Origin of the sequence: Methanomethylovorans hollandica DSM 15978 (assembly GCF_000328665.1) — an archaeon.
Lineage (GTDB): Archaea > Halobacteriota > Methanosarcinia > Methanosarcinales > Methanosarcinaceae > Methanomethylovorans > Methanomethylovorans hollandica.
Map to the genome: position 1 here is coordinate 59,146 of NC_019972.1, position 14,094 is coordinate 73,239.

General features: G+C 35.5%; 13 protein-coding genes and 1 pseudogene. 8 read left to right on the top strand and 6 right to left on the bottom strand.

All coding sequences use genetic code 11. The annotated features are described in order from the left end of the window. The first annotated feature begins 9 nt into the window (after positions 1 to 9). The 6 genes from METHO_RS12075 to METHO_RS12100 are packed head-to-tail and all read left to right on the top strand — an operon-like array spanning position 10 to position 5,523. Complete coding sequence (locus tag METHO_RS12075; RefSeq protein WP_015313791.1) at positions 10 to 597, top strand: hypothetical protein; 588 nt, start codon at positions 10 to 12, stop codon at positions 595 to 597. 21 nt (positions 598 to 618) lie between these two features. Next, positions 619 to 1,155, top strand: a complete 537-nt coding sequence (locus METHO_RS12080) for a hypothetical protein (protein WP_015313792.1) — start codon at positions 619 to 621, stop codon at positions 1,153 to 1,155. A gap of 8 nt (positions 1,156 to 1,163) precedes the next feature. Further along, positions 1,164 to 1,967 (top strand): hypothetical protein, encoded by an 804-nt coding sequence (locus METHO_RS12085; RefSeq protein ID WP_015313793.1) that lies wholly within the window; start codon positions 1,164 to 1,166, stop codon positions 1,965 to 1,967. 4 nt (positions 1,968 to 1,971) lie between these two features. After that, a complete protein-coding gene (locus tag METHO_RS12090; RefSeq protein WP_015313794.1) occupies positions 1,972 to 2,463 on the top strand; it encodes a hypothetical protein in 492 nt (163 codons plus the stop codon). Between the two features lie 15 nt (positions 2,464 to 2,478). Further along, positions 2,479 to 4,974: an ATPase, T2SS/T4P/T4SS family gene (locus METHO_RS12095; protein ID WP_015313795.1), complete on the top strand. Its 2,496-nt coding sequence runs from the start codon at positions 2,479 to 2,481 to the stop codon at positions 4,972 to 4,974. 12 nt (positions 4,975 to 4,986) lie between these two features. Beyond that, a complete protein-coding gene (locus tag METHO_RS12100) occupies positions 4,987 to 5,523 on the top strand; it encodes a hypothetical protein (RefSeq protein ID WP_015313796.1) in 537 nt (178 codons plus the stop codon). Positions 5,524 to 5,661: 138 nt separating this feature from the next. Here METHO_RS12100 and tnpA read toward each other — a convergent pair. Further along, a pseudogene (tnpA, locus tag METHO_RS12105) lies at positions 5,662 to 5,989 on the bottom strand (IS200/IS605 family transposase). Positions 5,990 to 6,035: 46 nt separating this feature from the next. Between tnpA and tnpB the strand changes: the two are divergent. Beyond that, entirely contained in the window at positions 6,036 to 7,148 is a 1,113-nt protein-coding gene (tnpB, locus tag METHO_RS12110) for an IS200/IS605 family element RNA-guided endonuclease TnpB (RefSeq protein WP_015313798.1), read from the top strand. A gap of 311 nt (positions 7,149 to 7,459) precedes the next feature. Here tnpB and METHO_RS12115 read toward each other — a convergent pair whose 3' ends face one another. From METHO_RS12115 to METHO_RS12130, 4 genes are read right to left on the bottom strand one after another with little or no spacing between them, the layout of a single operon-like run. Further along, positions 7,460 to 7,735 carry a hypothetical protein gene (locus METHO_RS12115; protein WP_015313799.1) on the bottom strand — a complete coding sequence of 92 codons (276 nt, stop codon included), beginning with the start codon at positions 7,733 to 7,735 and terminating at the stop codon, positions 7,460 to 7,462. A 37-nt stretch (positions 7,736 to 7,772) separates the two neighbouring features. Beyond that, positions 7,773 to 8,270 carry a hypothetical protein gene (locus METHO_RS12120; RefSeq protein ID WP_048831355.1) on the bottom strand — a complete coding sequence of 166 codons (498 nt, stop codon included), beginning with the start codon at positions 8,268 to 8,270 and terminating at the stop codon, positions 7,773 to 7,775. Further along, positions 8,240 to 8,863 (bottom strand): hypothetical protein, encoded by a 624-nt coding sequence (locus METHO_RS12125; RefSeq protein ID WP_015313801.1) that lies wholly within the window; start codon positions 8,861 to 8,863, stop codon positions 8,240 to 8,242. The genes METHO_RS12120 and METHO_RS12125 overlap by 31 nt, the downstream gene beginning before the upstream one ends. Positions 8,864 to 8,879: 16 nt before the next feature. Further along, positions 8,880 to 10,787 carry an archaea-specific SMC-related protein gene (locus tag METHO_RS12130; RefSeq protein WP_015313802.1) on the bottom strand — a complete coding sequence of 636 codons (1,908 nt, stop codon included), beginning with the start codon at positions 10,785 to 10,787 and terminating at the stop codon, positions 8,880 to 8,882. A gap of 482 nt (positions 10,788 to 11,269) precedes the next feature. On the opposite strand from METHO_RS12130, the gene METHO_RS12135 reads away from it, so the two are divergent. Then, the gene (locus tag METHO_RS12135) at positions 11,270 to 12,049 is read left to right on the top strand and encodes a hypothetical protein (protein ID WP_048831357.1); all 780 of its coding nucleotides are present in this window, start codon (positions 11,270 to 11,272) and stop codon (positions 12,047 to 12,049) included. A 47-nt stretch (positions 12,050 to 12,096) separates the two neighbouring features. On the opposite strand, the gene METHO_RS12140 is transcribed toward METHO_RS12135, so the two are convergent. Next, positions 12,097 to 13,707 carry a site-2 protease family protein gene (locus tag METHO_RS12140; RefSeq protein WP_048831359.1) on the bottom strand — a complete coding sequence of 537 codons (1,611 nt, stop codon included), beginning with the start codon at positions 13,705 to 13,707 and terminating at the stop codon, positions 12,097 to 12,099. Positions 13,708 to 14,094: the final 387 nt, after the last annotated feature.

Sequence of the window (14,094 nt, forward strand, 5' to 3'; positions counted from 1 at the left end):
TACAAGATCATGTTAAAAAGTGCTGTGATGCTTGCATGTGACCTATTAATGATAATTGCTGCTTTTGGTCTGGCAGGTTATTATTACAGTGCGAATCAAATGTCTGCAGGAGAATGGTATATGTTGCAATATGACGTAGAAACACTTGCGACTAACATAAATACCGCTGCTGCAATTGATGGGTATGTTGAAATGTCTATGACAGTACCGCCATATTCTTACATAAGCGTTTATAATGATGATATATCGCTTCCATCATATGGTACCGTTGTAGGTGTAAAAGTTAGTTCTCAGAGAAGCATGGAATGGCTTGTATTTAATACTTTAATTGAAGGCTCAAGAAGATACAATCAATTGGGGTATGTAATGGGTCCTGTTACAAGAGGAACAGCAAGTGTTTTCCAAACAATTTTTGTAGAGAAAACAACAGTATCTCATACTCAGATTTCGTCCCCTGCGTTTACTACTATTATCGATAATACGTATGGTGATGAATCAGAAGAGTTTGATATTATTCTTGATGGAACACAAAAATATCTCCATTCAGGCGATGGTTATGTATATCCAATTGTTTCCATGGAAGTAACTGCAGTTTAATTATCAATCGGAGGAGCTTAGATGCTCGAGGAAATCAATAGGCATTCCGTATCGTTTACAATGTATTTAGTGATAGTAGCAGTAGTTATCCTTTTCGTAGGTGCAATAGAAATATCTATGTCAGTTCCCATTGGAATGACACAGGGTGCTGCAAATGCTAACTTCGCATCTAAATCTATGCTTTCTGGAGGATTAACAAGAACTGCAGCTATCATTGCAATGCCAAAGCTTGTTGGAATTAATCATGCAGATCTTGAATTTGATCGTTTTTCGGGAGGAATTAGTGTAGGCGGAGATACAAGAGCGAACGGATATAGAATTAAAATAAATGGAATAGGCTTTACAGAGGATCAATCAGAAATGATGTTCCCATATGGACTGCCAATAGACAATTTCTTCCCTGAATCAGGAGTGATTCATACCGGGGAAGTAAAAGTAGTTTATTTCTATAATGTTCGCTGGACAGGCCTGTATCAGTCTGCTGAAGTCAGAGATTATCCAGAAGAAGTATTGAGTCCATTTGGTGAGATAATTGATTTTGAACATGTAGTTGATTAAGGTGAAACATGAGAACGATTGCCTATATGGTTGCTCTGATGTGTGTAGGAATTATTATTTCATCCTCAACAGCAGTTTTTGTGGTACTATTGCTTACTGGAGAAAAAGCAGGTTTCCAGCAAGCAGCTGCTACGCTTGATACAGCTTCAGTTGCAGATTATCTTACTACTCATTATACATCATATTGTGATGGGACTTTAGCTGAAGACAATTACAATATCAATCCTTTTTATATGGTAAGTATGTATGATTTTGACGGGAATGGAGAGTATGATTATATTCAACGAATTAATGAAGTGAACGATGGAGCCTTCAATATATATGCTGGTAGTGTTTCTTTCATGCTCAATGATCCAGAACATGAAGAATTAAGTACCGTTACACAAAGTATTACCTATAATGTATCATCAACAAGATGTGATTGGTCGGATCATGTATCAGGTATTCATTCTCTACGTTATAATGCATTTTTAGCACTTAGGAATTTTATGTCTGCTGCTGCACAACAGATTATGGATCTGTTAGATCGAGCACTAGACTGGATTAATATGGTGTTTACTACTTCAGGAGAAACAGGGGATCTTGATGTTGTTCTCTCCATACCGGCAGTTCCAACAGTTCCTTTTTCACTAACTCCGGCTGTTACAAAGAATGCAGAGATTCATTACACAATTCCAGTAATAATTACTGAAGGAGATACAACTGTGTCGGATGCAACAGCAGCAGAGTTACACGTTGTTGAAGTTTCATCTAGAGTTACATTCTATGATGTTAGATCATATTTAAACAACGTAACTGAACAGTGGAGTTGAATAAATGTTTCAGAAAAAGAGCCGTTATATATTCAGTGATTATACTCCAACAATAGATGCATTATTAAGTGTCACAATGCTATCTATAATTGCAATAGCAGTATTGTCTGTTCCATCTCCAGACTCTTATATGCAAGATGTTCGAGTCGATATACTTACAGTCCAGGCTCGACAAATCGCTGTACCAACAACAATTGCACTATGGCCTGATCTTGGTGTCAATTATGAAATTGGGAAATATGAATCAACTTCAATTTCAGGCTATCAAAATAACTTTGAAAACACTGTCCAAGAAGAAACAATGTCTTTTTTGACGGATACAATCGAGATGAACACACTAACTGCTCACCAGTACCAGATATTCCTAACTATGGAAGGGAGAAGAGAACCAGATTCTTCTCTTGCAACGTGTAATGGGAATTATGGCATGAGTTGGATAAACCATGCAACATGTGATCCTGATGAACCATTGTCATATGTTATTATAAAACACTGATATGAGGTAGAAAATATGTCCGAAAACAATTCAATAATCTATTCTCCAATTCCTCGCAATCTTTTGGATATAGAACAGATAAAAAAGACTCCATGTCAATTTATTATGCCTACGGATATTGTCCAAGGAGAAAAAGTTGAAACAATAGAGGTCACATGTGAAATGTGTCCTAAAACAAAGTGCGGACTAGAAGAATTAGCTTGTGCTCACTTCATTTCGAAGGAACTGAGTACAAACTCTAGTTTTAGGTCTTTGGTAATTCGTGGGAAGAAGGAACAAAGATCATATCATAGTGACCAGATGAAAAGGATATATGAATTGGTAAAGATCTACAAGAAAATAAAAATTGAGCCAGTTCAAGAATCAACGAGTATTTCCTGTCAGGTTTGCTATGAATTTCTGGATAAATTATTTATTACACTGAAAACGATGATTATTTCCGATCCCGGTGTACTTTATAAGAATAGAGAGTTCTATAAAGCATTTGCAGGAGACCTCTGCCCTTCATGTTCAGTTCCATTAATGGATTTTATTACATTGGTCGAAAGAGAATTTCCTGTTAATTATCCTGAGTGGAGTCAGTTTGTAGATGCAACAACTGATTATAAAATCGAATACTATGTTCCAATAATTGAAAGTAAAAGAAGCGATTATACTCACTTAACGGACTCTAATCATCTAATCACGATATCCGAAAGAAATGTAAATGGCTATACTATTAGAATAGCACAAGATCCCTTTTCTGTTGGAAAAACCGATATACCCGATTTAGATGATATGTTCCCAGTATCAGGTACAGACTTCATACGTAGGCAAAAAGTATATGCAATTTCGATGGAGTTGCCAGACCATGTTAATCAGATAATATCAAAGTTACAGAGTTTTATTGTAAATGATCCAGACACAAAACGTGTTTGGAATTACATGATCCGTTCAACTGCAGCGAGAAATTTTATCAAATCAAAAGTTAGACAATCGATTTCATCTGTTATTAATGAACTTGGAATTGATGAAAATCTGATTACTAAGGAAGAAAAAGAAATAATTGAAAGCAAAATAGTTGAACTAACTGTTGGATGGGGAATATGGGAGATATTCCTAAGTGATGATAACGTAAATGAGATATTTGCTGTATCTGGGCGGCATGTAGTAGTGGAAACATATCAGGACGGCAAGTGCAGAACAAACATGGTTCCATCTGAAGAAGAATTCAATAGATTCATTCGGATGTTAACTGTGAATGTCAGGGAAGCTGACTTCTGGAATAGGGTTCTTGAGGTTGTAATTGATCCTGAAAAAGATGATATACACTTTGGAAAGATGCGTCTAACACTTTTCAAAAAGCCATTAGTTGAAAACCATGCGTTTATTATTAGAAAACATCGTCATATGCAACTAAGTGGTTCAGAGCTCATATTATTTGGGACAATGTCTCCTGCAATGTTAGCATATTGTACAATGATGAAAAGGCGAAACAAATGCAATATGATTTATGTAGGCGATGTTGGATCTGGAAAGACTACTGTCCAATTGATTGTAGATACCAAGGTTCCTAAAGATAGTACTCTGATTACTATTGGTGATATTGTTGAATTGGATATGGGTGGATCTGGTTTCCAAAATCTTACTTTATATGCAGATCGACCAGGTGAAGAGAAGATCGGGCAGTCCCGGTCAACTCTTATTGCGAAAGCTCTACGTACTAAGAGCGATGCAGACCAAATAACAGAGGTATTGTCGCCAGATGATACACATGCATGGGTTCATACATGGGTTGCTGGTAAAGCAGGAAGTGTAACTTATCATGCAGCTAACATTGAAAAAATGCTAGTTCGCTGTGGAGACGAACTTAGAAGTACAGGAACACTTGATCCATCGACGAAAATGTACATTTTCCAGACCGTTATTGCATCAAGGCGTATTCTTTCAACAGAAGGATATAAGTATAGAGTGGTTGCGGTTGAGTGGGTGATTGACAAAAAGGATCCATCCACTAATCTTCCTCTAACATTGGATTTGTTTAAATGGGATAGTGATCATGATATCCATAGATTCAATGCTGAAAACTTCAAGGAGATTTATAATTCATATAAATTTAAGGAAATACTCTACAGTGTTGATACGGTGAAACATTGGGAACTACCATCTGAAATGGAAGTATATGAGAAATTATGGCTATCTCTTCTGAATTGTATTAATATTTACAAAGAATTCGGATTATTTGGACACATTGCAAAAGGACAAATCCCACATTTCCAGCGTGAAATTGAACTATTCAGCGATATATTTGATGCTCAAGTGGATATGTATAGAACCAGAAAGACTACTGACTGGAACCAATTACTATTACTGGGTAAGAGAAAAATTTATTCAGGCCTATTAGAGACAATTAAAGAATATAAACCAGACTCCATAGAAGATATCATAAGAAAGATATCTGAATATGACCAAGCTGAACCAGAATCTGAGTTTCATGAATTGGCTATGGCAAATAAAATAGCGAATTTGTAAAAAGGTGATTTCATGACGGGTACTAAACCAGCGAAACCTACTAAGAGTATAGAAAAAATCCAGAATTTCATTAGAATTATTAATACAACTCCATTAACATGGGATGATGCAGTAACAATACTTGATGAGGACAATCTTAATAAATTGAAAATAGGAATGATGGTCATTGTAACTTCAAATGATATTGTTCTCCCATCTCCACTTGCTCCCAACTCGGGTTTATCTGAGGCCCAACAAAAAGAAGGCAGTATCAAAATATATAGAACGCATTTGCATTCTTATTCAGGAGATTATCCCCGGTTGATAGATTACATACCTCAAGAAGAACGAGATCAAACATTTTCATCTCTATGTGTTGCTTTAACAAGACAGTTCTTGAATTCAAAATATCAACCAGATATTACTCCCGAAAAACAGTTAAAACAGAGGGCAGACTGCATGAATAAACTACGGGAAATATTCAAGGATCCTCTATTTGAACCGAGAATTCAGAAAATAGATGAAACACTTGCTTTATATACAATGAAAGAATCCAAGCCCAATCTATAAATTGACATGTCAGGTATCAGCTCAAAACAAAAGGATACCCGATTCCAACGTTTTTTACAAAACAATTGATGAAATAACTTTTTATAGAAAGCAGCGTAAAACCCCTGAGTCTTTAGCTAAGGGGATATAAGCGTACACTCATCCCTGATTCCGAATGTAGTATTCTGTAGCTTCCTTGCTAACATTTCCGATGGTGGATACGAAGTACCCATCACTCCATAATGTGTTTTCTCCCCAATAATGCTTACGTAGATATTCTCTTTTTGCTTTCCATAATCTGTGGGTAGATTCTTGTTTCAGCCTTCTGATAATAGACAGTACACTGATTTTTGGCTGGCTCTTAATAAGCATGTGTATATCGTCTTTGTCCGTTTCCATTTCCATAATTTCAAAATCGGATTCCTTAGAGATGTCAAACATGGTACATCAGCAGGAATTTGCTATGATTCTTTGTTTCATACTTCATATTTACCAAAAGCTATATATGTTGTTAAAGCATATAATACATTTGTATGTTAAAAGCGTTCAAGTTTAGACTCTATCCTACTCCCACTCAAGCTGTGCAATTGAATCAGCACATAGGTAGCTGTAGGTTTGTCTACAATTGGGCGTTAGACCAGAAGATTAAAACATACGAACAGACGGGAAAATCAGTTTCCAGATTCGACTTAAACAAAATGATTCCTGCTTTGAAGGCTTCTAATGAATGGTTGGGAGAGGTCAATTCTCAATCATTGCAGGGAATGACCAAACAGGTTGAATCTGCATTCACTAGGTTCTTTAGAGAAAAGAACGGTTTTCCCAGATTTAAATCAAAGAAGAATCCAATACAATCTTTTCCAGTCCCACAGCACTACACTGTGAACTTTGAGAACAGTACTGTGAAACTGCCAAAGATTGGAGAAATCAAAGCAGTACTTCACCGAATGTTTGAAGGTGAACTTAAAACAGCTACAGTATCACGGTCTTGTAAAGGACATTACTACATCAGCGTTCTTACCGAGGATGGAAAAGATCTCCCAGTAAAGCAAGCGTTCTCAGATTCCACTACGATTGGAATAGATGTTGGTATCAAGGATTTTGCTGTACTATCTACCAGTGAAAAGATTGAGAATCCAAAATATCTAAAGAACTCTCTAAAGAGGCTCAAAGTACTCCAGAAGAGAGTATCAAATAAGCAGAAGGGTTCCAACAATAGAACAAAGGCTAAACAGAGACTTGCAGCACTCCATGACAAAATCGCAAATCAGAGAAATGATTTCCAGAACAAACTATCTTTTAAACTTGTTAGCGAAAACCAAGCAATAGCACTGGAAACTCTGAATGTTAATGGCATGGTAAAGAACCATAACTTAGCACAATCTATCAGTGATTCAGCGTGGGGGAGCTTTGTGACAAAAATAGAGTACAAGGCTGAATGGTTAGGGAAAACTGTACTGAGAATAGGACAGTTTGAACCATCTTCAAAGCTATGTAGTGTCTGCGGATACCATAACAAAGAACTTCAATTGAAAGATAGAGAATGGCAATGTCCAGAATGTACTACAACTCATGACAGGGACATCAACGCTGCTATCAATATCAAGAAATTCGCTCTCATCGACCAGAATCTAATAGGTCTTTGAGCACCGTAGGAACTACGGGAAGAGCCTGTGGACTTGTGAACGATGGTTCAAGGAATGAAACAGGAAGCCACTTGGTCTTTAGCCGAGTGGTAGTTCACAGAAGTGGCGCGTAAACTAATCATATGATTGGGTTGCTGAAATTATTCCAGAAGAAAAAAACAACATCTAGGGACATTGATCCAAGTTTGCCTTCTTCTCGAAAAAGCCCAAAATATGGCCCTCAAAATTCAACTATTAGAGCAGGAGCCCCCTTCCTCGGAGAGTAGCGACAGGTGGGGTAGTTGACAAATATGATATAAGACGATTTCGACTTATTCTATTTTGTTTTGTTCAGTATCTTCCATGAGCTCGAACATATCAAATCCTATAATGAGATCGTTTTTTTCATCGGGGTTATCGATGATAATTCTAAGATCCCTTATAATTTGTAAATGGTATATTTGATTAAAATGTTCTTCAGTTATAGAGGATCTTTGTACATGCCTTTTCGCTGGTATATTTCCTATATTCATCCTGTCAACAACAAATGTATCGATATGCGAAAGACGTTCCGGGGGTGTAATTGGTAATATAACAGCCTCACGCATTTTTAATCTCCTATTTTATTAATGATTCTTATAGATATTAATTTTCCCTTTCTTTTAGCTTATAACATAACGTCTCATTGACTACATCTATTTGAATCTGGTTAGTCTTTTCAAGGAATACCAAGAAAAGGTCGAGTTCTTTGTTCACGATTCCGAGTTCATTAGATAATTCAGTCCTGGATTTCTCTGATTTCTCTAATGCACTGAGAATTTGAATACATTTTTCTTTTTTATCAGTTCGAAGAGTATCGACACGAATTCTAAAATCAATAGTTAAAATATCAGAGTAGAATTTTAGTAATTCCGTTCCTTTTTCGGTTAGTTCCCAATATTTCATTTTATCTGTTGATTTTGTTGACTCCGCAATGATACCTGCTTCTGAGAGTTCAGACAGTTCTTCTGCAATCTTTGTTTTTGTCAGATCTGCAAATTCTGCAATGCGAGTTGTATTCATATTACAAAATATATCAAGCGTAGACATTATCTTCAAGTGTGCTAACATATTTACTGCTCCTTTTTGAGACTCATTATCCATTCTTTTATGGGGAGCATTTCTCCGGTTTCAGTTCGTGCATAAGTGATAAATTGAATGTTTGGAGGAGCAATGTTATTATTTGTAGCAAATTCAAGTGGAGGAATCAATATTTTTGCAGAAAAATCTGCTGCTTGTAGAAGTTTAGAAATGGCAATATCGTTCAGTTTTTCTTTTTGTGGTTCTTCGACTTGAAGGCATTTTTTTAGGTGGTTTTGCATATTGTGTCGAGAAACGAGTCTTGTTGAGAGGTCTACAGGATCTAACTGAAAATGTTCAATTATGGATTTTCCAAGACTGAAAAGTTTTGGATCAATTTGATCGTCCCTATCAGAATATACTTTCTCGATATATTCTCTTAATGTCGTAAAATCAAAAGTTGGATTTGTATTTGGATGTTGTTTCACGTAGAGTCGCTGCAAGAGATGTTCGTTGAACCAATTTGTTAAACTGGTAATGCTTAAAGCTTCAGAATTCTTCCCGGAATAATTATCAATTAACCACTCATTAGTACTTTCTTCATCTAATAAACCCGTCCTTAATATATTACATATAACACAATCGGTTTTTTTAGATATATTTTTTTTCTGGTTCATATTCGTCACCTCCAAATTAAGTGAGTGCATCTGAAGCTATATCTATCCGCCTCTGACCTATTTTTTCAGTTTCTGGTGGGAGTTTTGTCAGTATAATCGAAACTGCAATCTTCTCCATATAATCCATGAGAGCTTTCAGTCTCTTATTATCTAGGAAAGTAAGTTCGTCAAGTAAAATATATGGGAAGTATTCTTTGAGATTATTTACTATATATCCACTGATCATTACTGCTAATCCAATTACTTCAAGTTCTGATTTACTCAAAGTTTTAATAGAATCCATATCACGATATATGCTGTCTTTATCTGTTTTTCTTGAAACCATTAAGTCGTAATTTTGTTCAAGTGATATGCGGCTAATGTTGCTGCTAAATCCAAGGATACTATATACTTCCGGTATTATCTGGTTAAATTGTTCCTGTATCCTCAGTTCGATCTTATGCAGCTCAGCCTTTGTGTTTTCTACATCTTTTTTCATTTCCGCCACTGATAACCTTTTATTATCAATTCCACGGATTACTGCGTCGTATGATTTGATTTCATTATTAAAGTTCTCAATAGCTGTTTTCTTTTGCCCGATTGATTCTTTTATCTTGGCAATTTCTATAGTAATGTTGACAACTTTATCGTTAATACTCTTGGATAGCTCTTTTATCTCAGCGTTAAGTTTTTCTTTGCTATCTTCTAACTTTTCGATAGCTTGGCTTATTAAGCTGATATTACCATTTTCGTTGTTAATTGTAGCTTCCTTTGATTTAATTACTGAAATTGCAGTGGTTATCTCTGACCCTTTTTGGATTAGTATATCTTGTTTCTTTGAAAGAACGGCCTTATCACTTTCGAGTTTTGATATCGTTGTTTGTGTTTTTGCTCTCTTTTCCATTAGTTCATCAATATGTTTTTTTATTATCCTAATTCCAGCATCTTGACCGCAAACCGGACAGGACACATGGCTATCATCTGATAAAGAATCAAGTATTGTATTTGTCTGAGGACTTTCTTCAAGTTCTCTGACAACATTCTTAGTTGCTTGTATTGTCATATCAAGCGTAGATTGTTGAGATATGGTCTTTTGAATTTTGTAATCAATATTTTGCATTTCTTTTTTTATTTTGTCTATTTCCCGTTTATCAACTTCCCCAAGCTGTTCTATGCTTCTACGAAGTGACTGTATCTCCTTTGATAGCTTCTCTATAAGTTCGTTCTTGTTTTTGATCATCTTTTTGCTATCGTTTATTTTGAATTCAATTTGCTGCAGTTCTGTAGATTTTGCATTAAGTTTTTCTTTAGTAGCAGTTTCTTTACCAACACTAGCCATAGAATCATGTTGTTTTTTCAGAGCAGCATACTTCTCTTCAAGTTGAGATAGTTCTTTTAGCAAAGCATCTCTTTTCTTTTCAGTCGATATCTTTTGGTGTGGAGCATTTGCATCTTTGTTTAGGTCTTCTGTGAGAGCTGTTAAGTTACTTTCTTTATACCGGATTTCAGCTTTTAATCTCTCAATAATGTTATTGTCAGTTCCGATTAAGGATTTCAGGTTCTGTCCCAATCTTACAGCTGATAATATTTCATTGTCGTGTCCACAAATTGCAAATCTTTTTACAAGCAATGATATTTCAGGAGTGACTAGATCATCACCAGCGACTGTAATTGTGTTCTTGTTTCTGCTAATGGTCTTTTTAATTTGATTGCCGTTATGATCAGTGACTGATATGAATCCTTCTGTAGACATTGATCTAAGAATATATTCTAGATCTTTGTTGTTTCCAGATGGGGTGAGTAAAAGGGAAAAGGCTCTGAGGAATGATGTCTTTCCAGATGCATTTGGCTGTTCGATTACATTTAGTCCTGGTATAATGTCTGCTTCAATATGTTTTAATCCGCCAATATTTTCAACAACGACTTTTGTGTTTTCAAAATCCATTTCTTTTTCCCCTCGTATTTACCAAACCAATTAGTGCATATTTTCTGTGAGATTAGTTACAGTATAATTGTGTGATTATCGTATAAATAAATATTCTCAATAGTATGTTATTTTCGTTGTCTATCCTATCTATTGTTATTTAATTATTAATTCAGAAGCTTTTGATATTAAGGGTTGTGGTGCTGATATCCATCATTTTAATATACAATAAAAACCAATTTAGGTTCGGGATTAAAATGCGAATAGTATATACTATCTTGTTTTGTATGTTAGCGTTAACTATAACCGCTAACATTTCTAGTGCAAGTAATAACAGCATCAATATATATCTTTTTAAAAGTGATACGTGCTCACCATGTAATATAACAGAAAAGATCCTTTATGAAAAGATACAGAGTTATCCTAATGTTGATCTCCATTTTATAACGATTGACAACAAACAAGGATATAGCCAATATCAAGACTTTGGAATTGCTTATAACATGATCAACGAAGCAAGCTCAGTTCCTGCTATTTTCATTGGTAATGATTACATAGTAGGATACAAAGACGGAATCGGAAATGATATTGAAGAATTGATTAAAAAGTATCAGAATGGAACATCAGGTACTAAAGGCGATATGGTATTTACCGCACCCGAATTAATCACCAAGCAATGGTTTTCAGAAAATTATCTCAAGGATGTTGTAGTTCAAGGAAATACTGGATTAAATATATATGTGTTTTATACTTCTTTCTGTGGGCCCTGTGCTGATCTGGTAAATCATATTAATTCTGGAAAATGGGGAGAAAATGTACATTTCTACCTGTTCAATGTTTCATCTGGGAATATAACAGATGAGATATACGCTGATCGCATGAATACTGCGTTCCTGAATGCTTTTGTCATTAAAGATAGAGTATATCCGCAAATATTCGTAGGAGATGATTTCTACAAGGGATATGAACCATCTATGTTAGAAAAAATGGTAGAATATTATAGTTCCAATTTGACACAAAATTCGAGGTCTAATGTGGTTTTTGGTAGGTATAGTGATGAGTTTAAAAGCTATGCAAAGACAAGAGCATTACTTGAAAAAGGTACAAACATTACAGTAAAACCAACTCATAAGAACGATCAGAATGAACTTTTCATAGATACTAATGTTAAAACTACTCCAAATACGATGGGTTCATTATTAACAAGCTCAAAATCCATTCCTTTGTGGATATTGATGATGTTATCAATAGTGTATCTCCTCTACAAAAGAATAAGAACCTAATACTCTCTCTTTTTTTTGAAAAATAGATGTCATCCATGATGCTATCTTCAAAAACCATGTACCATGTATGGTCCTGCAACCATAAACAACATGGTTCCTATAAAAAGGGTTGATAAAACAAACAGCACTTTTCTGGCTATAATTTCTGATTTTATAGAGTCCTTTGTTATTCTGGTACATATAAATTGAACATATTCTTCAGCAACATGTCCTCCATCCAGAGGCTTTGCCGGTAGGCAGTTGAACAGGCCAACGTAGAAGGATAACCATCCAGTCCAAAGAAGAGCATTTGCTAACCAGAAAACAAGTACTCCAAAAGGTTCAGCCCAGGATGTTACATGGAAGAACTGCTGGAAAGCTCCACTGAATCCACTGAATCCCTCTCCATCAATACCGTATATTGGAAGTGCTAACAACAAGAACCATCCGTATTTAGTTGTCAGCATTGATGGAATGCTTTTCAGAGTAGAAATATAAGATCCTGCCTGAAAAGTGCTAACATTTAATCCCATCAGGTGAGTACTGCTTGTTCCACTCAAGAAGTTGTAGTAAATTCCAATGTAACCATTTTCTAAGTTTTGATCTGATTCATCTTTTTTTTCTACAAGAGTACATGTTTTTGATATAACTGTGTTGTTTTCAGGATATACAGCAGTTACAAGTACAGTCTGTCCAGGCGTTGTTGTATCCATGAAATCAATGAATTGTCCAGGGTTTTCGATCTTGATATTGTCTATGGATGTAATGAACATTCCATAAACAAGTCCTGCTTTCTCTGCAGGTGAATCCGTTACTATTGCTTGTATCTCGACTCCCTTAAAGACATCAGGATACGTACTTTTTGTCGATATCGTATATTCTTTTTGTACTCCGTCTTTGATACCGGTTATTGTAATGGTATCTCCCGGTTTTGTTCTATCCGTATACTTTACAAAATCACGGATAGTATTAACATCGTTCCCATTTACTCCAACAATGATCGTGTCATTCTGAATTCCAGCTGATATGGCTGGTCCATTTTCATCGATACCAGTAATGATAGTCTCACCAACTGGTTCTATTGCTCCAAGTACAGGTCCAAATAAAAGGGAGAAGCATACAAAAGCTAGTAAGAAATTCATTGTTACACCAGCAACAAGTATTCTTACCCTTGATTTTTTCTCTACTTTTATAATCTCCTCATTATCCGGCTCTGCGAAACCACCGACAGGGAATATTGCAAGAAGGATTCCCATTGAGTTAACTTTAACTTTTTCAACTCTTGACATTACTGCATGGCCAAGTTCATGCAGACCAACTGAAAGTACGAATGCGATCCAACCCCAGATCGCAGGAAGGAATTCATTTACTCCAGGTATCAGGAATATGTTTCTGGGCGCAATGAACTTATCCGGCTCTGGCATTCCATTAATATCAATTGTAGTGAGGAAACCCTTTACGGAAATAAACATAAAATATACGATTCCTATCATTCCCAGAAAGAGCAGAATTGTCCCCAAGTTTCCCAGAGCTTTCCATGCTTTTTTTGGCTTTGCTAATTTATCAAAGACAAACAGGCCTTTTGTTGTTCTTAGCATTATGAATGGTCCAAACCATGACATATTGTACTTTTCAATAACATGTTTTTTTTTAAGTACAATAACTGCTAATCCATACATTAAAACAAACAACATTGATATTTGAATGTCATTCAAATGGTTTCAACTCCAATATTTCGGGTTATTTTTTCGATTGGATTTTAAGAGCTTATGAATTACAATTATGTTCAAATTCTCTATATTCAATTCCTTCAATGGGTATACCGTTTCCTCTGTACGCAAAATACTCTATCATCTATTTTGCTGCTGTAGGGAGAATACTTGCTGTTTGATTCGATTAGATGTTCTTAGTAACCGATCAGTCGAGCAATTATAAACAAAATCAATCCCAGGATATACCCCTGATATTCTTTTATTAATGCGTTTATTTGCATGATATTCCTTATATTATGTTAAGAAAGATATAAAGATTTTCTTACATTTTTTATAGTTTGCTTTTTTGTTCGA